Source organism: Natronobacterium haloterrestre, from assembly GCF_900112205.1.
Classification (GTDB): Archaea; Halobacteriota; Halobacteria; order Halobacteriales; family Natrialbaceae; genus Natronobacterium; species Natronobacterium haloterrestre.
Genome location: NZ_FOKW01000006.1, coordinates 32,997 through 55,300, shown reverse-complemented (window position 1 = coordinate 55,300; position 22,304 = coordinate 32,997). Strand labels below are relative to the sequence as shown.

Annotated in this window: 18 protein-coding genes; 11 read left to right on the top strand and 7 right to left on the bottom strand. The window is 68.5% G+C overall.

Annotation, left to right across the window (positions count from 1 at the left end; translation table 11 throughout):
• Positions 1-40 precede the first annotated feature (40 nt).
• The 3 genes from BM113_RS12450 (at position 41) to BM113_RS12440 (ending at position 2,161) form a co-directional block, all read left to right on the top strand.
• Positions 41-817, top strand: a complete 777-nt coding sequence (locus tag BM113_RS12450) for an alpha/beta fold hydrolase (protein ID WP_089788405.1) — start codon at positions 41-43, stop codon at positions 815-817.
• 35 nt (positions 818-852) lie between these two features.
• The gene (locus BM113_RS12445; RefSeq protein ID WP_089788404.1) at positions 853-1,281 is read left to right on the top strand and encodes a GNAT family N-acetyltransferase; all 429 of its coding nucleotides are present in this window, start codon (positions 853-855) and stop codon (positions 1,279-1,281) included.
• Positions 1,282-1,372: 91 nt separating this feature from the next.
• A complete protein-coding gene (locus BM113_RS12440) occupies positions 1,373-2,161 on the top strand; it encodes an Sjogren's syndrome/scleroderma autoantigen 1 family protein (protein WP_089788403.1) in 789 nt (262 codons plus the stop codon).
• On the opposite strand, the gene BM113_RS12435 is transcribed toward BM113_RS12440, so the two are convergent.
• Positions 2,158-3,438 (bottom strand): AMP-binding protein, encoded by a 1,281-nt coding sequence (locus BM113_RS12435; protein ID WP_089788402.1) that lies wholly within the window; start codon positions 3,436-3,438, stop codon positions 2,158-2,160. The two genes, BM113_RS12440 and BM113_RS12435, sit on opposite strands and share 4 nt — an antisense overlap.
• A gap of 75 nt (positions 3,439-3,513) precedes the next feature.
• Positions 3,514-4,314 (bottom strand): alpha/beta fold hydrolase, encoded by an 801-nt coding sequence (locus BM113_RS12430; RefSeq protein ID WP_089788401.1) that lies wholly within the window; start codon positions 4,312-4,314, stop codon positions 3,514-3,516.
• 132 nt (positions 4,315-4,446) lie between these two features.
• Here BM113_RS12430 and BM113_RS12425 point away from each other — a divergent pair, with 132 nt between their 5' ends.
• Entirely contained in the window at positions 4,447-5,058 is a 612-nt protein-coding gene (locus tag BM113_RS12425) for a DUF8121 family protein (RefSeq protein WP_089788400.1), read from the top strand.
• A 4-nt stretch (positions 5,059-5,062) separates the two neighbouring features.
• Here BM113_RS12425 and alaS read toward each other — a convergent pair whose 3' ends face one another.
• Entirely contained in the window at positions 5,063-7,837 is a 2,775-nt protein-coding gene (gene alaS / locus BM113_RS12420; protein ID WP_089788399.1) for an alanine--tRNA ligase, read from the bottom strand.
• A gap of 500 nt (positions 7,838-8,337) precedes the next feature.
• Here alaS and BM113_RS12410 point away from each other — a divergent pair, with 500 nt between their 5' ends.
• On the top strand, positions 8,338-10,701 hold the full coding sequence (locus BM113_RS12410) for a GAF domain-containing protein (RefSeq protein ID WP_089788397.1): 2,364 nt from the start codon (positions 8,338-8,340) through the stop codon (positions 10,699-10,701).
• 10 nt (positions 10,702-10,711) lie between these two features.
• Here BM113_RS12410 and BM113_RS12405 read toward each other — a convergent pair whose 3' ends face one another.
• Entirely contained in the window at positions 10,712-11,254 is a 543-nt protein-coding gene (locus BM113_RS12405) for a putative phosphothreonine lyase domain-containing protein (protein WP_089788396.1), read from the bottom strand.
• Between the two features lie 163 nt (positions 11,255-11,417).
• Positions 11,418-14,507 (bottom strand): replication factor C small subunit, encoded by a 3,090-nt coding sequence (locus BM113_RS12400; RefSeq protein ID WP_177209161.1) that lies wholly within the window; start codon positions 14,505-14,507, stop codon positions 11,418-11,420.
• Positions 14,508-14,643: 136 nt separating this feature from the next.
• Between BM113_RS12400 and BM113_RS12395 the strand changes: the two genes are divergently transcribed.
• Positions 14,644-15,771 (top strand): bactofilin family protein, encoded by a 1,128-nt coding sequence (locus tag BM113_RS12395; protein ID WP_089788395.1) that lies wholly within the window; start codon positions 14,644-14,646, stop codon positions 15,769-15,771.
• Positions 15,772-15,834: 63 nt separating this feature from the next.
• Complete coding sequence (gene samp2 / locus BM113_RS12390; RefSeq protein WP_089788394.1) at positions 15,835-16,074, top strand: ubiquitin-like small modifier protein SAMP2; 240 nt, start codon at positions 15,835-15,837, stop codon at positions 16,072-16,074.
• Positions 16,075-16,111: 37 nt separating this feature from the next.
• On the opposite strand, the gene ilvA is transcribed toward samp2, so the two are convergent.
• On the bottom strand, positions 16,112-17,350 hold the full coding sequence (ilvA, locus tag BM113_RS12385; RefSeq protein WP_089788393.1) for a threonine ammonia-lyase: 1,239 nt from the start codon (positions 17,348-17,350) through the stop codon (positions 16,112-16,114).
• A gap of 391 nt (positions 17,351-17,741) precedes the next feature.
• On the opposite strand from ilvA, the gene BM113_RS12380 reads away from it, so the two are divergent.
• From BM113_RS12380 to BM113_RS12365, 4 genes are all read left to right on the top strand, one after another.
• Positions 17,742-18,140, top strand: coding sequence for a GNAT family N-acetyltransferase (locus BM113_RS12380; RefSeq protein WP_089788392.1), 399 nt, complete (start codon positions 17,742-17,744; stop codon positions 18,138-18,140).
• 154 nt (positions 18,141-18,294) lie between these two features.
• Entirely contained in the window at positions 18,295-18,606 is a 312-nt protein-coding gene (locus BM113_RS12375) for a DUF7521 family protein (RefSeq protein ID WP_089788391.1), read from the top strand.
• Positions 18,603-19,103, top strand: a complete 501-nt coding sequence (locus BM113_RS12370; protein ID WP_089788390.1) for an FAD synthase family protein — start codon at positions 18,603-18,605, stop codon at positions 19,101-19,103. The genes BM113_RS12375 and BM113_RS12370 overlap by 4 nt, the downstream gene beginning before the upstream one ends.
• A gap of 77 nt (positions 19,104-19,180) precedes the next feature.
• Positions 19,181-19,741 carry an SHOCT domain-containing protein gene (locus BM113_RS12365; RefSeq protein ID WP_089788389.1) on the top strand — a complete coding sequence of 187 codons (561 nt, stop codon included), beginning with the start codon at positions 19,181-19,183 and terminating at the stop codon, positions 19,739-19,741.
• A 51-nt stretch (positions 19,742-19,792) separates the two neighbouring features.
• Here the strand turns inward: BM113_RS12365 and BM113_RS12360 are convergent, their stop codons facing one another.
• Positions 19,793-22,171, bottom strand: coding sequence for an ATP-dependent DNA helicase (locus BM113_RS12360; protein ID WP_089788388.1), 2,379 nt, complete (start codon positions 22,169-22,171; stop codon positions 19,793-19,795).
• Between the last annotated feature and the right edge of the window lie 133 nt (positions 22,172-22,304).

Here is a 22,304-nt window from a genome sequence, read left to right as displayed (position 1 = left end):
CAGCCCTACCCGACACCGGATCGAACCGCTATATCCAGCGATGCAGACGGTAACGTCGGCAGACGGTACTCGTATCGGCTACGAAACGTTCGGCGAGGGGCCGCCGCTCGTCTGTCTCCACGGGAGCAGCGAGACGCGCCACGGCTGGTATCCCCTCCGTCCGGCGCTCGAGAACGACTTCACGCTCGTCGTTCCCGACAGGCGGGGCCGCGGCGGGAGCGGCGACGCCGAGTCGTACGGGCTCGAGCGCGAGGTCGAGGACCTCCGCGCGGTCGTCGACGACCTCGACGGCGACGTCTCGGTGTTCGGCCACTCCTTCGGCGGTCTCGTCGCGCTCGCGGCGGCCGGCGACGTCCCGGTAGAACGGCTCGTCCTCTACGAGCCGTCGCTGCTGGTCGGCGACCACCGCGGCGACGACCTCAGCGACCGGCTGCAGGAACGGTTCGCGGCCGACGGTCGGGAGGCGGCGATGAAACACTTCTATCGGGAGGGCGCCGGGATTCCCGCGCCCGAGGAGTTGCCGATCTGGCCCGACGAGGTGAACTTCGACCTCCTCGAGACGGTCATCCGGGAGACGGCGGCCGTCGAGGCCTACGACCTCCCCGCGGAGATCGAACTCGAGCAGCCGACGCTCCTCCTGACCGGCGAGCGCGGACCGGCGCACCTCCGCGAGGCCGCCCGGACGCTCGACGATCGGCTCCCCCGGAGTCGCCTCGCGGAACTCGAGGGCGTCGGTCACGTGGGCGTCAAGACCGCGCCCGGTCAGGTCGCGGCGGAGCTTCGCACCTTTCGGAAGGAGCACGCGTCGAGGGCGTAAACCAGAGTTTTGTACGTCCGACCCGATCAGCGGATATGACCGATACGGACGGAACGGATCCGTACGCGATCCGGGAGGAACTGCCCGCCCCCGAAACGTTCGCCCGCCTGCGCGAGGCCGCCGGCATGACGTCCCGGTCGCTCGAGGGGATCGAACGGGGGCTGCCGAACTCGCTGTACGGCGTCGTCGCGGTCCACGAACCCACCGGCGAGGTCGTCGGCATGGGCCGGATCGTCGGCGACGACGGCACCGTCTACCAGCTCTCGGACATGGCCGTCCACCCGGACCACCAGGGTCGCGGGCTCGGCACGCGGATCATGGAGCACCTCGAGGACTACATCGAGGAGACGGCCCCGCCGAACGCGTACGTCAACCTCATGGCGGACGTCGACGGCTTCTACGAGCGGTTCGGGTACGAGGAGACCCGACCCGCCTCGAAGGGGATGTACCGCCGGACGGAGTGATCCGGGAACGCTCGGTGCCGTCGATCCCGCGGGGACTGACCGGGTCCCCGCCTTCGCAGCTTTTTCGACCGGTGAGCACATCTAGACCAGTATGAGCGACTTCGACAAGGAAGCCGAGCGCGAGAAACTTCGGGAGAAGTACGAGCGCGACAAGGCCGAGCGGGAGGCTACCCAGCGGATGAGCGACCTCCTGTTGAAGGGTGCGACGATGACCAACGCCCACTGTGGCACCTGCGGCGACCCACTGTTCAAGGAAAACGGCGTCACCTTCTGTCCGAGCTGTCACGGCAACTCCGAGGCCGTCCAGGGGACCGACCTCGAGGCCCAGCCCGCCGAGGACCCCGCCGCCGGTGACTCTCGGGACGCCGACCCCGCGGACGCGACGGACGCGGACGACCGCGACGAGCCCGCCGAGGCCGCCGCGGCGACCGACGCCGCCTCGAGCCGGGACGAGCCGGACCGGCCGCGTGCGCGGTCCCCGTCGCCGTCACGGGACGAATCCGCCGACGAAAGTTCGACCGAGTCGGCCTCCCGAGCCGACCGCGGGGCGGACGCCGACTCCACGGACGTCTCCCCGGCGACCGCCGAAGCCGCCCGGCGACGCGCCGAGACCGCCCAGTCGCTCGGGGCGTCGTCCCGGTCCGGCGACGGGTCGAGCGGGGGCGGGGGCAGGGGCGGGCGCGGGCACGAACCGTCGCGGCCCCGCCGCTCCCGAACCGGCGGCAGCGCCGACGGCGACCTCGGGGATGCCCGCGACTCCCTCCGGGAAGCCCTCGAGCGGTTCGCCGCCGAGGCCGCCGCGACCGACGACCCCCGCTACGCGAAGGAGTGTCTCGAGGCCGCACGCGAAGCGGGCGAGACGCTGCGGACGCTGCGCTAATCCTCGACCGCGATCGGGTGGTAGTTCCCCTCTCCGTCCCGCCGGACTCGGCGGTCGGTCTCGAGCCAGCCGTCCGAGAACCGGGGGCGACCCTCTCCCGTCGCCACGGTCTCGAGCGGATCCGTCTCTTCTCCGGGACCCGTCTCTTCCGGCTCGAGGAGTCCGGGCGGCCCGACGTAGCCGTCGGCGACGAGCCGTCCCGCCAGGTCGAGTCGCCCCTCGCCGGCCCGACCGGCGGGGATCGGTTCGCCGTCCTCGACGAGACGGACGCGGCAGTCGGGCATCGGCGGGCCGACGGCGGGTTCCCCGGGCCCGGGATCGGCGCCGGCGCGTACCGCAGTCGAGTCGAGTCGCCCCCCGAACGCGGTCGGACACTCGAGGCGGCCGAACGTCCGGGCGACCGGGGTCTCCGTTTCTCGAGCGGTGTCCCGGACCCCAGAAGGGACCGCACCCTCACAGAGGACCCGGTCGACCGACTCGAGGGCCGCCGGGAACCGGTCGTCGTCGGCCAGGTCCGCGAGCGAGCCGGCACGCCCGGAGAGAAGCGTCGCCTCCCGTTCCGCCATCGCGGTCACCGTATCGCCCGGATCGAACGCGCGATCCAACAGGAGTTCCCCGCCGGCGTACAGCACCGGGAGGGCCACCCGGACGAGGGCGTCGCCGGCGGACAGCGGAGGGAGGAGCGGAACGACGTCCGTCCGTGAGATACCCCAGGCGACGATCGCCGAGACGCAGTTCCACTCGAGCGTCGCTTCGGAGAAGGTCGCGACGGGCCGGCCGCCGTCGCCGTGGAGCGCGAGCAACGGGCCCGCGTCGTCCGTCGCGGGCGCACTCGCGTTCGGGTCGTCCGTCGACTCCGTCTCGGCCAGTTCCGCGAACGTCACCGACCGGTCGAACGGGATCGATCGCACGAGGTCCCGCTGGGCGCGCTCCGAGACGACCAGATCCGGCTCGAGGACGGCGAACGGCCGCTCGACGGTCGCGGGCGTCAGCCAGTGTGAGATCGGAGCGAGCGTCGCGCCCAGACGTCGGCAGGCGAAAAGCGTCGCCAGCGAGGCCGCGCGGTTCCGCGAGACGAGACAGACCGTGTCCCCGGCCCCGATCCCGCGAGCGGCCAGCCGTCCCGCGACCGCGTCGGCCAGCCGCGACAGCTCCGCGTAGGAGAGCCGATCCTCGTGGACGGTCTCGGCCGGCGCGTACAGCCGCTCCTCCGAAACGTCGACGACCGCCGTTCGGTCGGGATGTCGGTCAGCCCGACGCGCGAGCGAAAAGGTCACGGACGGCGATACGAGCCGCGAGCCCGTAAGACGGCGGGGGTCACTCGCAAGCGCGGGGCCGGGACGAACGGCGAGTCAGTCCTCGAGTTCCAACGCCGCGTGCTCCTCGAGGAAGCCCGCGAGGAGGTCGTTGACCGTCCGGGATCGCTCGATCGTCGCGAGGTGGCCCGCGCCCTCGACCGGCACGAACTCGCCGCGGGGGAGTCCACGGGCGAGGTCCCGGCCCGCGTCGGGCGGGACGAGGTCGTCGTCGGTTCCGTGGAAGACCCGCGCGGGCTGGGTCACCTCGACGAGCCAGTCGGTCGCGTCGAACCCCTCGAGGGCGGCGGCCTGGGCTTCCCAGCCGGCGCGGTCGGCGTCGCCGTCGGCCCGCCAGTCGACGATGCCGTCGACGACGTCGGGCTGTTCCGCACGGAACTGCGCCGAGAGGACGGTCTCGAGGGACTCGCGGATGGCGGTCCCATCGTCCGGCGACGCGAACAGGGGCTCGAGGTCGAACGCCGTCCCCTGCGGGCCGGTCCCGACGAGCGACAGCGTCTCGATCCGGGTCGAGTCGCGGGCGGCCTCGAGCGCGATCGCGCCGCCCAGTCCCAGCCCGACGACGTGGGCCGATCGCGCGCCGCAGTCGGCGAGGACGGCCTCCAGATCGGCCGCGAGCGTCTCGAGGTCGTACGGGCCGGGCGGCGCGTCCGAGCGGCCGGTCCCCCGGAGGTCCCAGACCACGACCTCGAAGGGGCCGGCCAGGGCGGCGTGTTGCCAGCCCCACGACCAGCCGCCGAGGCCGGCCTCCGGGACGAAGACGACGGGCTCGTCGCCGGGCCCGTCGCCCGCGCGGTCGTAGAACAACGAAACGTCTCCGTTCGAAGCGGTCGGCATGTCGGTCTCGAGGGGCGCGAGCGGAAGAAAGGCGACGGTTTCGGTTCGTGCCCCCGGTCGATACGGTCGGTTTCCGACCGCGACGGCGGGCGTTCACGAAGAATTGATACTCCCTGGCCAGTACACGGACCCATGGTTCCCCACGACGGTACCTCGCGATCGCCCCGTCCATCCCGCCGGCGGCTGCTGGCCACCAGCGGAGCCGGCATCGCCGCCGTCCTCGCCGGCTGCGGTGGGCTCCGGGCGCAGACGCTCTCCCGGCCGGAAACCGAGGCCGAGGAGACCGAGACGCATCTCGTCTACCGAGACGACGGCGACCGCCTCGCCACGGTCTCGCTCCTCGAGCGCTTCCGCGACGAACCCCGAACCCCGTACGGGATACGGCTGCACGTCTGGCACCGCGAGGGAACGCGCTTCGAGGAGGTACGGTACGAGCTCCGTCCGATCGGCGTCGGGCGACCGCCGGAGTTCTCGCTCACTCGGCCCGGCGGCTCGTCGTGGGAGCCGATCAGGTTCAGCGCCGGCGAGGACCCGGAGACGACCGTGCTCGCCGTCTCGGACCTCGGGTTCCGGAGCCGCGGCTCGGTGACGTTCGACCTGCTCGTGGAGCCGCGGGACGAGGACCCGTTCGACCTGCGCCTCGACGTCGACGCGACCCTCGAGTCGGAACGAACCCTCGGCCCGACGTACGCGCTCGAGGGGTCGCTCGTCCACACCCTTCCGGGAACCGACGACCTCGACTAGCCGCTCAGGCGTCCAGCACCTGCCGCAGGACGTCCGGGGCAGCCTCGAGCGCGTCGTCCAGTGCCTCGACGTCCGGGCCACCGCCCTGGGCGAAGTCCGGCGGGCCGCCACCGCCGCCGCCGACCTTGGCGGCGAGTTCGCCGACGACCTCGCCGGCGTTGACGCCGACGCCGTCGGGGACGGAGACGACGAACTGCGCGCCGTCCTGTCCGCTGCCGAGGACGGCGATCTTGCCCTCCTCGCTGATGGCGTTTGCCGTCGCGCGGAGTTCGTCCATGTCGGCGTCGATGCGGTCGACGACGGCCGCGGTGTCGCCGACCTCGACCTCCTCGCCGTCGCCACCGCCGCCGGCGCGGGCCGCCGCGAGCTGTTCTTTCAGGTCCTCGATGCGCTTGCCGCGGTCCTTCCACTCCTCGAAGAACCGCTCGGCAGTCTCGGGGACCTCCTCGGGGGAGACGTCGAGGGTCTCGGCCGCCTCGTAGAGGGCGTCCTCTTTCTCCTGGGTGGCCTCGAGGGCGGCCTCGCCGGCCGCGAACGTGATTCGTTCGACGCCGTCCTGGACGCGCTCGGTGGAGAGGACCTTGATCGAGCCGATGTCGCCGGTGCGGGCGACGTGGGTGCCACCGCAGGCCTGGACGTCCTCGTCGACGTGGATCAGGCGGATCTGCTCGCCCGGCGGGATGCCGCCCTGGTAGAGGTCGAAGCCGTGTTCGGCCTCGGCCTCGTGACGGTCGGGCCACTCCTGGGTGACCTGGCCGTTGTCCATGACGATGTCGTTGGCGACGCGTTCGATCTCCTTGACGTCCTCGCGGGTGATCCGCTCGTAGTGGCGCAGGTCGATCCGCGAGGAGTCGACGCCCTTCTGTGCGCCGGCCTGGCGGACGTGATCGCCGAGCACCTGCCGGGCGGAGTGGATGACGATGTGGGTCGCCGTGTGGTGGCGCATCAGCTGTCGACGGCGATCGGCGTCGATCTGGCCGTTGACGAACTCGCCCTTGCCGGGGTTCTCGTCGGTCCGGTGGAGGATCACGTCGTCCTCGATCTGGACGTCCGTGACCTCGACCGTGGTGTCGTCCGTCGAGAGCGTCCCCGTGTCTGCGGGCTGGCCGCCGCCCTCGGGATAGAACATGGTCTGGTCGAGGACGACGTCGTACCCGTCCTCGCGCTCGAAGACGTCCAGCACGACCGCCTCGAACTGGGTCCGTCCCTGGTCGTCGTAGTAGAGCTTCTCGGTCTCGGGGAGGTCCTCGAACCGTTCGTCCTCGTCCTCGGACGCCGTCTCGACGCTCTCGGGCGTGTCGTGGCGGTCAGCGACGAGGCTGTAGAAGTCGTCAGGGACGTCGACCTCGGCGCCGACGTCTTCGGCGATCTCCGCGACCATGTCGGGCTGGATGCCGTGGGAGTCGTAGAGTTCGATCAGTTCCTCGTGGGGGATCGGCTCGCCCGTCTCGGCGTACTCCTCCGCGATCGCTTCGACGCGGCGGCCGCCGCGCTCGAGGGTCTCGCGGTACTTCTCGACCTCCGTACGGACGATGTCACGGATCGTGTCCCGGTTCTCGTAGCCCAGGCGCTCGGCCTGCATGTCGACGAGTTCGTCCAGCGGCGCGTCGACGCCGACGTTGTCACAGAGCCGTTTCGTCCGTCGGAGCACCATCCGCGCGAGGTAGCCGGTCCCGACGTTCGAGGGGACGATCCCGTCCCCGAGCATGTACGCGAGGGTGCGGCAGTGGTCGGCGATGGCGTAGACGTCCTCGAGCGGTTCGACGAGGTCCCGGAGTTCGTCGACGGAGACGCCGAGCTGGTCGGCGATGTCGCCGCGGGCGGCCTCGACGTCGTCGACGTCGTCGATGTCCAGGTTCCCCGAGAGGCGGGCCGCGCGGGCGACGAGGTCCGCTTCCTCGTCGGTGTGTTCGATCCCCGCGTTCTCCTCGAGGAAGTCGATCATGTCGGGGTAGATCGCTTCGTAGACCGTCGGCGTCCCCTGGGACATCCAGGTCCAGCGCTCGAGGCCGTAGCCCGTGTCGACGATGTACGTGTCCATGAACGAGTAGGTGTTCCCGTCCTTGAGTTCGTACTCGCCGTCGGGGTCTTGCTCCATGCACATGAAGACGAGCGTCGCGAGCTCGAGGCCCTTGTAGATGACCTCGATCGCGGGGCCGGCGTTGCCGCCGCCGACCCAGGGGTCCTCGATGTAGGTGACGTCCTCGATGTCGGCCCCCATCTCGTCGAGCAGGGTGTCACAGAGTTCGACGGTCCGGTCCTTCCAGTAGACCTCGCCCTCGTAGGCGTACTCGGCGTCGGCGTCCTCCCGGCTATTGAACGCGTGATGGGCCATCATCTCGAAGGCCATCGTGTGGCGTCCGGTCTTGCCGACGTTGTCGATGTCCTGCATTCGGATGCAGGGCTGGGACACCGTCAGCGGGTTCGCCGGCGGCGGCGTCTCCCCCGATGTGACGAGCGGCTGGAAGTCGTAGATCGACGCCTGCGTCAGCAGGACGTCGTCCCGCCACCGGTTCGCGGCGACGGGGTAGGGGTCGATCCGCTCGTGGTCGTGCTCCTCGAAGAAGGAGAGAAACGCCTCCCGCATCTCCTCTAAGCTGTGCGCCTCGTCGAAGCCGGGCTCGCCGATGAAGTCGTATTCCTCGCAGGGCGGCTCGCCGCAGGTTTCCCGGGTTTCGTCGCGCGTCCAGAAGTGGTCCCCACACTCGGGACACTCCTTTCGCACGAATCCTTCCTCCTCGAAGTACTCGAGGCGGTACTCGTCCGCCAGTTCGCTCATTACACGTGTGTTGACCAGCCAGCGCCTAAAACAGTTCCGCAACGTTCACCGGGGAAGAATCGGCCGTGCGGCGGGAACGGGGATCGACTCGAGGGCCCGCTCGCGGTGGGCCGGAAAAACCAATTCGTCGTAACGGTGGGATTCGAACGCAGCGGGAGCCGACGGGGAACTAACGGGTGGAGGAACGCGAAACGACCGCGCTCGATCCTCGTCGCCGCGATCCTCTCGGATTCCTGGTACGCCAGGCTCGCGAGTCCGTCGCCGAACCGGGCCGAGGCCGGTCCCGTCGACCCCCCAACGGGAACCGCCGCCCGCCGGGCGACGCCTGTCCGCTCGGACGAAGCTGCGAACGGGGTTCTGACGGCGCTTCGATCGTAATATTCTGCTGTATCGGCGGTATAATATCGACAGACACTGCGAAAGAATCGTCAGACGCGGCCAGAGAAACTTTACCCCGGTCCGCCGGACAGTACACATAGTCAACGGGTTCGAAGTCATCGATGGCACACTCGTCAACGCGTCCCCGCCCCCGAACGATTCTCTACGCGGCCACGACCGAAGCGACGGCCCGCGAGGGAGCGGCGGCGCTCGAGCGAACGGTCGCCGAGACGACCGACGGAACCGACGACGAACCGACGGTTCACCCGATCGGGACCCCCCAGCGGATCCGCGAGTTCGCACCCGAGGCCGACTGCGTCGTCTTCGCCGAGCGCGAGGCGGATCGAACCGGCGACGGAAACCCGGGCTTCGGGCTGACCGCAAACGTCGACCTGCTCGAGGTAGCCGATGCCTGCGGGGAGACGCCGCTGGTCGTCTTCACCGACGACTCCTACGCCTCGGCGGCTTCGCGGTCCGCCGACAGGGTCGACGGCTACGTCCGGCGCGGGACCGACGACGCGGTCTCCCACCTGGCCGACGAGATCGAACGGGCATGTCACGACGTCGCGACGGCCGGCACCGGATCCGGAGGAGGGTCGGCGAGCGCCGGGTCGAAATCGGGGTCGCGATCGCGATCTGAGCCGACCGGCACGCCCGCGCCCCCACCGGGCGACGAGCGGGTCGCGGACCGCTCGGACGTGGAGGGGACGCGACCGAACGCGCCTTCGGGGCCGGGGATCGAGGACCAAGACGGCCCCGACGACCCCACCGACGGCGACGCCGCCGATTCCGCCGGCGAGACGAGCGGAGCAACCACCGCCGTCCTCGAGGCCGCGGCACGGCTCGCCGACTGCCGGGACCGCGAGCGACTCTTCGACCAACTGATCGAGGAGGTCGTCGAGGTGCTGGGCTACGAGTACTGCTGGATCGCGACGGTCAAGTTCGGCGACCTCGTCCCGCGGGCGACCTCGTCGGCGATCCCCGAGGGGACGATCGGCGACACGCCCGTCCACAGCCCCTTCGGCCGGGCGTTCCGGAACGACTCCGCCGTCCGGATCGACCTCGGACTGCACGACGTCCTCGAGCGCCCCGGCGAGAACGCGCGGTCGCTGTACAGCGTGCCGGTCGGCGACGTGGGCGTGTTGCAGGTAGTCGTGGATTCCCCCGAGACGGGTGAGAGCGCGACCGCGAGCGACGGCGGGACCGTCGAAACGGACCGGTACGCCCAGTCCAGCGACGAGTCCGACCTCGAGATCCTCGAGTCGCTGTGTGAGTACGCCGCGACGATCCTCGAGCGAAACTGGACCGAACGGGGACTGATCAACGAGCGCGACCGGGTCCGCCGCGAGCAGGAACGGCTCGAGGCCGAGCGCGACCTGCTGGCCGATGCCTCTCGACGACTCGAGACCGAACGCGACCGGCTCCAGCGCGTGTTCGAAAACGTGCCCGACCCCGCGGTCAGGTACGAACTCGAGGACGGTCGCGCCGTCGTCCGGGACGTCAACGGGGCGTTCGCGGAGACGTTCGACGCCGATCCCGACGCGCTCACGGGCGAACCGATCGCCGAGTACACCGTCCCCGACGGCCTCGAGGAACGTGCCGAGACCCTCGCCGCGGCGCTTCGCTCCGGGGAGCGGCAACTGCTGATCCACCGCCGCGAGACGGTCGAGGGCGTCCGGGATTTCGTGTTGACCGCGGTGCCGCTCGAGACGGTGGTAGAGGGTGACGACGAGGACGGCGAAGACGACGCTGGCGAGGAAGCGGACGCCGACGGCGAACTTCGGACGGAAACCGGACTGCTCGTCTACGACGACGTCACCGAGCGCAAGCGCCGCGAACTCGAGCACGCCGCCGCGACCGAACGCCTCGAGACGATCGCCGAACTGGTCGACGACGACGTGCTCGCACCGCTGAACGTCGCCCGGAGCTACCTCGAACTCGCCGAGGAGACCGGCAAGGAGGAACACTTCCGAACCATCGCCGACGCCCACAAGCAACTCGAGGCCGGGCTCACCGCGCTGGAAGACCTGGCCGACGCCGACGAGGCCGAACCCGTCGCGGTCAGCGACGTCGCACGGCGCGCCTGGGCGACCGTCGACACCGGCGACGCACGACTCGTCACCGAGAGCGACCTCGTGCTCGAGGCCGACCGCGTGCGCCTGCGGGAGCTGTTCGAACACGTGCTCGAGACGGCGGTCGACGGGGAGCGGACGGCCGACGCCGGGTCGGAGCCGATCACCGTCACCGTCGGCGCGACGGACGACGGCTTCTACGTGGCCGGCGACCGGCCCGCAAACGAGGACGGGCCGGACGGCCGCCAGGAAGCACCCACGCCGGGTCGACTCGACGGCACGGAGGGGGCGGGCCTCCAGTTGGACGCCGTCGAGGAGATCGCCGCAGCCCACGGCTGGGACGTCGGCGTCGCCGAGGACGAGGACGGGACGGCCTTCGCGTTCCGCGGCGTCGACGCGCTCGATCTGACCTGACGCGATCGACTCAGGCCACGTACCGGGCCGGCACCGAGAGGCCGAACTCCGCGGCCGACTCCGCGACGATTCCCTTTCTCGTGTAGATGTCGGGCTTGTAGTACAACTCCTTCGTGATCCCGTACCCCTCGCGGATGTGATCCCTGACGCGGTCGACGTCGCCCTTCGCGAAGTAGTTCGGCGTGTACACGGTCAGGAGGTAGTCGTCGTACATCTCGAGGTGGTCGTAGCCGTAGGTCGTCATCGCTTTCGCGGCCCAGATGATCCCGTCCTCCGCGTCGGCGACGAACTCGGGCCACAGTTCCGCGATGCGCTCGCCCGTCCCCGTCACCTGCCACTTGCCGATCGTCGTCTCCGTCTCGAGGGCCTCCCGATCGATCTCGGCGACTGCCTCGCTGTCGGCGGGGGGCAGGTCGTCGGCAGTGACCTCCGACGCCCGGGGCACGTCGTGGGTCGAGAAGTAGGCGTCCCCGCCGATAGCCGGGGCGTCGCTGACGTCTCTACTGCGGAGCCAGTACGTCTCCTCGTCAGTGATATCGAGTGGTGATCGCACACCTCGAGTTCGACGGAAGCGTACGACAAGGTTCGCCGAACGGGGTGAAAGTGGAAGTGGAAGTGGAAGTGAAAGTCGAGGTGAGAGTGGAAGTGGAAGTGAAAGTGAGGGTGAAAGTCGAGGTGAGAGTGGAAGTGAAAGTGGAAGTGAACCGACCGGACGATTACTCTTCGTCTTCCAGCGCCAGCGACGCCAGCATCCCCTCGAGTTGCAGCCGCTCGTTCGCACCCGTCGTGATACGGTAGTCGACCTCGCCGAGCCGCTCGAGCAGTCGGACCGTCGCCCGCTCGGGGATGTCGAACTGCCACGCGGACCGGTGGAGCTGGTCGATGACGTCGCCCCCGGCGAGCCCGCGGTCGGTCAGCAGGTCCTCGAGGGCCGCGCGGGCGGCGGTGAAGTCGCCGTCGATGGCGTGTTCGACCATCTCTTCGACCTCCTCGGGGCGGGCGGTGGAGGTGATCGCGAAGACGGTGTCCTCGTCGACGGTCTCGCCCATCACGGCCGCGGCCTGGAGGCCGTTGATCGCCTTCCGCATGTCGCCGTCGGCCGCGAACACCAGGGCGTCGACGCCGTCGTCGGTCACCTCGATCCCCTCCTCGGCGGCGATCTCGCGGACCTGGGCCTCGATGGCGTCGTCTGTCAGTTCGGTAAAACGGAAGACGGCACACCGGGACTGAATGGGGTCGATGATCTGGCTCGAGTAGTTACACGAGAGGATAAAGCGGGTGTTGCTCGAGAACTGCTCCATCGTGCGACGAAGCGCGGACTGGGCGTCGCTGGTGAGCGCGTCGGCCTCGTCCAAGAAGATGATGCGGTGGTCGTAGCCGCCGAACGAGGACCGCGCGAAGTCCTTGATCCGGTCGCGGACGACGTCGATCCCGCGCTGGTCGGAGGCGTTGAGTTCGAGGAAGTTCTCCCGCCAGTCGTCGTCGTAGATCTCGCGGGCGATGGCTTGTGCTGCGGTCGTGTTGTGCATGACCGTTGGCACGTCACCCGCTACGTAGTTTCGCGTTCCGGGCACCGTGAGGTCGTAAACGCGACGCTCGTCCTGAATTTGCTCGACGTTCGAAACACGATCGAAATAGAGCGTCCCGCGTGAAAGCCGATCGAGCGTGACCAATTGTTCAACGACTTCCATCGAACACATCTCGTCGGCGACGTCGAGAATACGATCGGCGACGGTCTCGAACCGCGGTAGCGATCCGAGGTCGTGATCGTCGTTCTCGAGGAGATTTCGGACGTCCGTCCCGAGTAACTCCGTTCCCTCGGCGACTCGATTGTCCGAGACGCCGAGTGCATCTATCGCCTCGCAAAGCGATTCCTGTATTGCGGAGATATCTGGCGTTTCGGCGCGCGACTCGAGCGTAACGAGCAACTCGCTGGCGCGCCGTGCGGGCGGGGATCGTCGCCCGTCCGCGTATTCCAGCAAACGGTCCGTCCGAATCCCCGTCGTGGATTCCACCTCCTTTCGCGCTTCGAGCGGTTCCATTGCCTCCCGCTGGTCGATCCACTCCGTCGGAACTGCAGTCGTCGATCGGATATCAGTTCGGACCTGGTCGATCTCTCGTTTGACCTGTTGTGCCGTCTCGAGACGGTCGGCCGCGGCCTCCAACACGCAATCGATGTCCTCGAGGTAGGATTCACGACCGGGGGTGTCAGGGTTTAGGGACTCGGTCACTAGCGGCTCTTTTTTCAACGCGAGCGTTCGACAGAGGTTATCGACGGCCGTCTGTGCGGGCATCGTATCGTGGTTCGGATTCCCCGTGCCTGACGTCGCGTCAGCGAGTCGATCGCCCTTGTAGTCGATAGTAAATCCGACCGCGTCTTCGAACCGTGAGAGCGCCGAGACACCCGAGATATACAGTGCGTGGTACTCCTGTTCCGTTTGGGAGCCGTTCGTTGCCGTCTTCTCGATGCGTTTCCGCCTCGTCGGAACTCCGAACGAGGCGAGCAGATAGGAACAGAGCGTAATAACCGATTCGTCTTTCTGTGTCAGTTCGATCGTCGCCTGGTCCGCGACGTACGCCTCCGAGTCGAAGACGGACCGCAGGAACGCCGCTCGAACGTCGTCAGGAGCGTGAACGATAGTCGAACCGATGGCTGATTCCGACGAGTCGGCGAAGACATCGAAGCAGGACTCGAGGAAATGATGCAGCGACTTCGTCCGGAGTTCGACGAACGGGATATCGTTGTGTGTGCCACGGGTCGTCTCGACGTCGAACAGGTCCCGTGCGATCCGTTCGAACGACTCGCAGAGCGCGTCGTCCGTGTTATAGAACTTGATTCGACCGTTTTCGATCCGTGCTTCACTGATCGCGAGACCAACGAAACGTGCCAGGTCAGGGGTCAGTTCCCATGCCGGCGTAATCGGAGTGGATCGATTGTTGTACGGGGTGACATACTGTACCGATTCGACGTGAGTTCGGAGTTCCGATTCCGCAACCCCAAGCGACCGAAGATATTCCAGTGAACAGGTCGTCGATGGCTTCTCGAGATCGATCGAGACGTCTCGTGCGTAATTTTGTGCCGTTTTCCGAGCGATATCGTACTCAGCGGTAATCTCGTCGACCGAATAACCGCGTCGAAGACAGCCGATCACCGTCTTCTTCTGGCCGACGTAGTTTTCTTCGGCCGGAATATCGTGTTTCTCGGCGAACGACTCCGAGACCGTAACGAACGTCCGGTCGCCGTCCATCGACGAGAGCCAGTCGAGTGACGTGGACGGGTTGTCGGTAAGTGATGTTTCGAGTGGCCGAACGATCCGTTCATCGCCCGACAGCGATCCAGCCTCTCGCCACTCGAGTCCCGTCTCGTCCGCGACGAGAAGTTTGTGTTCCGGCGTGACCGTGAACTCGTTCCCGTCTCGAGTCTCGATCGAAACGAGATCAGTCGCGTCTTTGGAGAAAACGTACGACGGAGCGACGTATTCGAACGTCCCGTCGGTGTCGTAGGTCAGGATCTCGAGGTCGTCGTCCGGCGTCTTGAACCCGTCACTATCCCCGACGATGTCCGAGATCGGGGCAACACCCTTGTTCGTCAGTACCGGCGTTTCACCGGTGACACATTTGCCGGTGCCCGCCGGCCCCGCGAACATGAGGTGGGGGAGGTCGTCCTGCTCGACGTACCGTTTCAGCCGCGGGACGATGTTCTCGTGGCCCTTGATCTCGTCGAGCCGGTCCGGCCGGTACTTCTCGATCCAGACCTCGGTCTTGCCGGGTGTCGGCTCCGCCGCCTCGGCGTCGGCCTCGCTCATACCGGGTCAACGCGCGGCCCGGAAATAAAACGACCGAAGGTCGCCGTCGAGTGGGCCGCCACGTTCCCGGTCCCGCAGCCTGAACGCCGACGAGGGCACACACAGTATTTTAGCCCTGCTCGAGGAAGTAGCGTACATGTCATTCAGGGAACCATCTCGAGCCCGGATCGCAGTCGCGGTCGTCCTCGCCGCGCTGGTCTGTGCGACGCCTGTAGCAGCCGCGACCGCGCCCGTGGCCCAGACGGGGACCGACGTCCGGATCGGCGCGACGATCGTCGTCGACGAGGGCGAGACCGTCGACGGCCTCGAGGCGATCGGAGGAACGATCCTCGTCGAGGGCACCGTCACCGGCGACGTCGAGGCAGTCGGGGGCGACGTCCGGATCGACGGCGACGTACAGGGCGACGTCGACGCCGTAGGCGGGACCGTAACGATCGGCGGCGACGTCGGGGGGGACGTCGGAACGGCCGCGGGCAGCCTCGAGATCCTCGAGGGCGCGACGGTCGACGGCACGCTCTCGGCGGGTGCCGCCACCGTGACGATCGACGGCACCGTGGTCGGCGATGCGTCGGTCGGTGCCGAGACGATCCGACTGGGCGACAATGCGGCGCTCGAGGGTGACCTCCGGTACGGCGGCTCGCTCGAGGGGAACACCGATGCGGTCGCGGGCGAGATCGAGCGCGACTCGTCGATCGGCGTCGGCAGCGACCTCGCGCCGACGGTCGAGCCCCTGGCCTCGTGGGTGTTCGCGCTGTATGCGTTCGCGCTGAACCTGTTGCTCGGGGCCGTGCTGCTGGCGCTGTTCCCGCGGTTCTCGGCCGGCGTCGCCGACCGGGTCGCGAGCAACCCGGTCCGGACCGGGCTGGTCGGACTGGGCGTCCTCGTCGGGGTGCCGATACTGCTCGTCGCGACGGCGATCACCGTGATCGGCATCCCGCTGACGATCGTCGGCACCTTCGCGTTCCTGCTCGTGATCTGGATCGGGATCGTCTACGGCCGGTTCGCCGTCGCCGCGGCGCTGCTTTCGCTCGCCGGCGTCGAGAACCGGTGGCTGGCGCTGGTCGTCGGCCTCCTGGGCGGCGCGGTGCTCGGGCAGGTCCCCTACGTCGGCGATCCGCTCAACCTGCTGATCTTCCTGCTGGGGCTTGGCGCGCTCGCCTCGACGCTGTACGGTCCCCGGCGGACCGCCCGCGAGCGAGGGCAGGCGGAACCGGAACCCGGATACGAGGGAGACGTCGGATCCGACGAACCGGCGACCGACTGACGCCGAGCGGGACCGAGCGGGGCCGAGCGACGCGCTCAAGTCCGCGCCCTCGTAACTGGGGGTATGCGCGTCACCGTCGACGTCAAGGGCGAGACTACCCACGAGATCGACCTCGAGGAACTCGGCACTGCCGGCGGTTCGGACGGTCGAGCCGAACCGACCTACGCCGACCTCCTCGGGGCGGTCGATCTCAGTCCCCACGAGGTGAGCGTCCTGGTCGACGGCCGTCCGGTGCCGGAGGATCAGCCGGTCGACAGCGACGAGGTGACGGTGTTGCGGTTGATCAAGGGCGGTTCGGCGTAGCGGAAAGCTCGCCATCGGTTTCGACGTCAGGAAGGGGTCAGGCGTTGACGTGTTTGACCTCGTAACCGTGATCCCGGATCGAGCGGATGATCGCCCGCGACTGCCCCGCGCCGCTGGTCTCGATCTGGAAGACGAGATGAGCCTCGCCGACGTCGAGTTCCGGGGCCGACCGGTCGTGACGAACGTTGCGGATGTTGGCGTTGTGCTTGGCGATCAGACCCGAGATCTCCTCCATCCTCCCGGACTGGTCGTCGATCCGCACCCGAAGCCGGAGTAACTGATCCCGGTCGCTCAAGGCGTGGACCAGCACCGTCTGGAGCATCGTCATGTCGAGGTTGCCGCCACAGAGTAGCGGCATCACCGTCTCGCCGGTCACGTCCAGTTCCTCGCTGATGATGGCCGCGACCGAGGCCGCACCCGCACCCTCGACGACCTGTTTCGCTCGCTCTAACAACAGGAGGATCGCCCGCGCGATCTCCCCGTCGGTTACCGTTACCACCTCGTCGACGTGCTCCTCGATCAGCGAGAGAGTGAGATCGGAGATCCCGCCCGTCGCGATCCCGTCCGCGATCGTATCGACCGACTCGAGCGAGACCGGCGTCCCCTTCTGGAGGCTGTCGGGAACCGTCGCGGCGTCCGAGGCCTGGACGCCGACGACGCGGGTGTCGGGCGAGAGTTCGGCGAATGCGGTCGCGATCCCGGAGATGAGCCCCCCGCCCCCGATCGGAACGACGATCGTGTCCACCTCGGGGAGGTCCTCGTACATCTCGAGGCCGAGGGTGCCCTGCCCGGCGACGATCGCAGGGTCGTCGTAGGCGTGGACGAACTCGACGTCGCCGCCGTCGTCGGCGAGGTCGCGGGCGTGGGCCATCGCCTCGCGGAAGTCGGTGCCGACGAGTTCGACGTCCGCCCCGTACTCGCGGGTCGCATCGACCTTGGCCTGGGGGGCGCTGCGGGGCATCACGATGGTCGAGTCGATGCCGAGTTTCGTCGCCGCGAGCGCGACCCCCTGGGCGTGGTTGCCCGCGCTTGCCGCGACGACGCGGTTCGCCTCCCCTTCCTCGACCGTCTGGGCGATCTTGTTGTATGCGCCCCGGGTCTTGAACGAGCCCGTCCACTGGAGGTGTTCCATCTTGAGGTGGACCTCGCCGCCGGTGAGTTCGTCCAGCGAGGTGCTCCGTTCGACGGGCGTATGCTTGACGACCGAGTCGTCGTCGAGCCGATCGCGGGCGGCCTCGACGTCGGCGAACGAGACGGCGTCTGAACTGCGTGTCATCCGTTGGCGCAATATTTGCGCGCGAGTCAATAATGGTTCGTTCCGTGGCCGGCCGCCGGGGTGATCTGCACCCGGCAGCCACCACCTGGCATCTGGAACCCGGCAGCCACCACCTGGCATCTGGAACCCGGCAGCCACCACCTGGCATCTGGAACCCGGCAGCCACCACCTGGCACCTGACACCCGGCATCTGGCCCTCGACACCCGGCATCTGGCACTCGACAGCCCGGAAACCGGAAGCCGTGCAATTTTCCGCGGCCGGCAACGAATCCACTCACATGGTAGCCGACAGCCCTCCCATCCCACCCCTCGAGCCGCGTCGCACCCTCGAGGAGCGAGCCAATCGGTCGGCACCCGCCGGCGTTTCGTCTGCGAGTAGCGACCCCCCATCATGAAGCCGTTCGTCCGTCCCGCCCGGTCCGCCGACGCCCTCGAGGTCAGACGCATCCTCGACGCGGCCATGCTCGAACCCGGCGACGTCGAGGGACGGATCGAGACCGGGGACGTGTTCGTCGCCGGCGACGGGAACGGCGACGAGGAACGGATCCTCGGGACGATCGTGCTCGAGCCGATCGAGGGCGAGCGCGGCGCACACGTCTCCGCCATCGGCGTCCGCCGTCGCCATCGCGGTAACGGGCTCGGTCGCCGGCTGATCCGACACGCACTCGAACGAGAGGGACGGCTCACCGCGCGGTTCGACGACGGCGTGCGGCCGTTCTACGAGTCGCTGGGGTTCGCGATCGAACCCCTGGACGAACGCCGACACCGGGGCGTCGTCGTGGACGATTGACGCTCCGCGGACGGCGGTCGGGCGGACAGGGCCCCAATTGACCGAACGTGTTCTTCGACAGTTCCACTTACCTGGGAAGCGACGGAACGACTGAAGTATCCGAATCGTGGAGAGTCGGTACGGATCCCCGTTTCCGACACCCAATACGATAGCTATGAACGAATACACGGCTTTCATCGTGGCAGCCAACGCCGCGACGCTCCTCCTCGGCGGCGCGGTCGCGGGGCTCGCCTACCGGGCGTTCCGCCGAACCGGCTCTCGGGCGCTGCGGGCGGTGGCCGCCGGCTTCGGCTTCATCGTCGCCGGATCGGGCATCGCCGGCCTCGCCCACCTGATCGGCGGGAGCATCGGGCTCGGCGTCGCGATACAGAGTTCCTGTACTGCCGGCGGGTTCGCTATCCTCCTGTACTCGCTGTATACCGAGACGTCCACGACCACGACCGTCACGGTACGGGGGTCGGGATGACCGAGTCCGAGTCCGAGCACGAGCACGAGCAGGAAAGAAGCCCAGCGAGGGACCCGACCCGCGTCGTCGCCCAGGGCACGTTCGACCTGCTCCACCCCGGCCACGTCCACTACCTCGAGGAGGCGGCCGCGTTGGGCGAGAAACTCCACGTAATCGTCGCCCGCCCGGAGACGGTCGACCACAAACCGGCTCCGATCGTCCCCGCCCCACAGCGACGCGACGCCGTCGCCGCCCTCGAGGTCGTCGATCACGCCCGGCTTGGCCACCCCGAGGACTTCTCCGTGCCGATCCGGGCGATCGATCCCGACGTGCTCGTGCTGGGTCACGACCAGCACCACGACGAACGCGAGGTCGCCGCGATGCTCGCCGACTGGGGGATCGACTGTCGCGTCGAACGGGCCAGCGGCCTCGAGGCCGACGGCGACCGACTCCACTCGAGCAGCGAGATCAAAGAACGGGTACGCGAGCGTCGCTCCGTCGACGTGCCCCGCCGATAGTACCGCCGGTATCGCCGGTACCGCCGGACGAGTGTAGATTTCGTAACAATAATCGTCGTGTAGACGAAGCGATACGTATGGGTGAACGACGGTTCGACCGCTCCGATCGGCTCGGGCGGTGGCACGCGCTCGTCGAGCACTATACGCCCGACGGATGGCTCGGACGGTCGCTCCTCGGGTCGACGGTCGGCACGGCCGGGCTCTGGCTGCTGGCGCTTGCCCTGTTCGAGGTCCCGCGATGGGGGGTGTCCCTCGGCGCGTTGTTCTGGCTGCCCGCGTTCCTCGGGCTGGGGCTGCCGGCGCTTGCCCTCTCGTTGACCGTCCTCTGGCCGGTGTATCTCTCGCTCATCGGGAACGTGGAGTCGGCGGACGCGTACTCGCGGGGGACGAAGATCCACGAACGGACGGCGTCGAACGTTGGGACCGATCCGGATGCACCACCCGCGTCCGTCACGAACGCGGACGCCGCGGCGACGAACGATCCGTTCGTCGACCTGAAACGGCGGTACGAGAGCGGTGAGCTATCCGAAGCCGAGTTCGAGCGGCGCATCGAGTCCCGGCTCGAGGACGAAACAAAGCGATCGGCGGCCGATGCGCCGGAGGACGGGCATCGAGAACGGCTGTCGGAGCGAGAGTGAAAACGGGGACGGATCCACGGACCACCGGTCGGAGCGATACGTTCCGATTCGTTAGGACGATTCGAGCCGCGAGCGGAACCGCTCGAGGCCGTACTCGAGCATGTCGGAGCTAACAGACTGGAACTCGCCGTCGTCGGGCAGGTATTCTCGAACCGAGTCCCAGCTATCGCGGGCGTAGCGCTCGTCGAGCAGGACGCGAACTCCGACGTCCGCCGGGCTGCGGATGACCCGGCCGATCGCCTGTCGGGCCTTCCGGACCGCAGGGATCGTCAGCGCGTACTCGAACCCGTCCCCGAACGCGTCGTCGTAGGCCCGCCGGACGGCCCTCGTCCGCGGACTCGAGGTGTTGACGATCGGGACGCCACAGACCACGGCGGCCGAGAGCCGGTCGCCGCTGTAGTCGACCCCCTCGGTCAGCGTCCCGCGCAGGCTCGTCACGAGCACCTTCCCGTCGCCCGCGAAGAACTCGGCTTTCAGCGACTGGGTCGTCTCGTCGTCGCTCGAGGCGTCGAGCAGGACGGGTTTGTCGACTCGTTCCTCGAGTTCGCCGGCGATCCACTCGGCCTCGGCGTAGCTGGGCATCCCGACGAGGACGTTGCCCGGGAGCCGGGCGACCTTCGAGACCGCGTCGGCGTAGTGGGTCCTGGTCGGGTTCTCCTCGCCCGGATAGCCACGGTTGTCGTAGGTGAACTTCGGCGCGGCGACCGCGAAGCTCTCGCGGTTCTCCTCGGGGAAGTGTAGCCCGTAGCGGCGCTCGACGATCGGCCTGTCTTCTTCGCGTGCGAGGTACTCCAGTCCCGTCACCTCGGTGAAGGCGTCGATCGGCTCGAGGGTGGCGCTCATCAGGACGCCGCCGCCGAAGGCCGCGAGCCGTTCGCCAATAGCGTCGCTCGGGACGCAGTTGTGCAGCGCGAGGCGAGCGTTGTAGGCTCGCCGCCAGGAATCCGCGGGTTCGGTGTCGTCCCAGGTCCGCTCGAGTTCGATCTCCCGGAAGTAATCGGTGTGATCGCGGCGGTACCACTCGCCGAGCACGCGGCCGACCGCGGGCGCGGCGCGGGTGCGCTCCTCGTCCTCGGCCTCGTTCAGGATCCGGGCGACGACGGCCCCGACGGCTTCGGCGCGGACCCACTCGGCGTCGCCGTAGCCGGCCTCGCGGGCCCACTCCGTGATCTCGTCCTCGGCGGGTTCCGCCGGGTCGCGCAGGGGGAGCTCGTCGTCCTCGAGATCGTTCAGGTTCGATTTCCACCCCCTGTGGTTCCGGTCGAGATAGGCCGTCACCCGGCGGTCGAGTTCCGCCCGGAGGTCGCCGATGAACTCGAGGGTGCGGTTGAGTTCCTCGTAGGTGACGTCGCTGTCGTTCAGTTCGGCGCGCACGAGGTCGGCGTCGGCGGTCTGGGAACCGCCCTCCGCGCGTCGCCCCTCGCGCTCGAACTTCACCGGCTGAATGACCCGCGAGAGTTCGGTCTCGGCGTCCCGCAACGTTCGGTCCCCGACCCCGTCGCTGACCAGATCGCGAACGCGGGGCTCGAGCATGTGCGCCTCGTCGCAGACGACGAACGTCGAGTCGTCGAGCAACGCGCCCGTGAACGAGCCGACCGTCCGCGGGTCGAACGCGTGGTAGTAGTTGCCGACGACGACCTCGACCTGGCCAAGCACCGCGCCCATCACCGAATGCGGGCAGGTGCCGTTCCGGGCCGCGCGGGCCACCAGATCCTCGGGGGTGACCATCCCCGCCTGGGTGAAGTCGTAGGGGACGGCCTCGGCCGGGTCGCCGGTCCCGTCTTCGCTTTCCGGGAGGTCCTCGAGGTATTGCGCGTAGAACGGGCAGTACTCCGTGGCGACCCCGGCTGCGCCGCCGTCGTCGTACTCCGGGAGGTCCCGCGGGTAGGGCGTCGGTTCGCCCGCGGTCTCGAGGTAGGTCCCACTGTTCGCGCGGCCGCTGTCGGCCAGCCCGATCTGCTGGCTGCGGGCCCGCGCGGCGAGGTTCTTCGCGGTCGTTTCGCCGCCCTCACCCGTGAGATCGCGGGTGCGATCCCGCAGCGTCTCGCAGCGGTCGTAGACGTTGCCGTCGTCGATCCCCGCCGCCCCCTCGCGGTTGTACGGACAGACGTCGGCCTTGCCGACCAGCGTGAGCCCCGAGACGGGCCGCCAGTCGTCGGGCAGGTTCCCGTTGATCGTCTCGAGGTCCGCCTCGAACTGGCGCAGTTGCTGTTTGACGCTCGTGAGGACGAGGACGCGCTCGTAGTCGCTGTCGGAGTCGCGCACGAGGTCGATCCCGGCCGTCAGCGCGAGCATGGTCTTCCCGGTGCCACAGGCCCCCTCGACGACGGTGTAGCCGCCCTCGCGGGCGGTCTCGATCGCGGTTTCGATCCCGTCGACCTGCTCGTCGTAGGGCTCGTCGTGGCCGAAGATCGAGCGCCAGTCCGTCATTCTTCGCGTACTCGTGGGCGGTCGTCCATAGCGTTGACGGACCGAAGTCGCGGCGGCTTCCCTTATAAACGTCCGTTCGGCACCGATCCCCGGTCGTACGCGGGCCGTCTCAGCGCCACCGAGGAAGACGAAA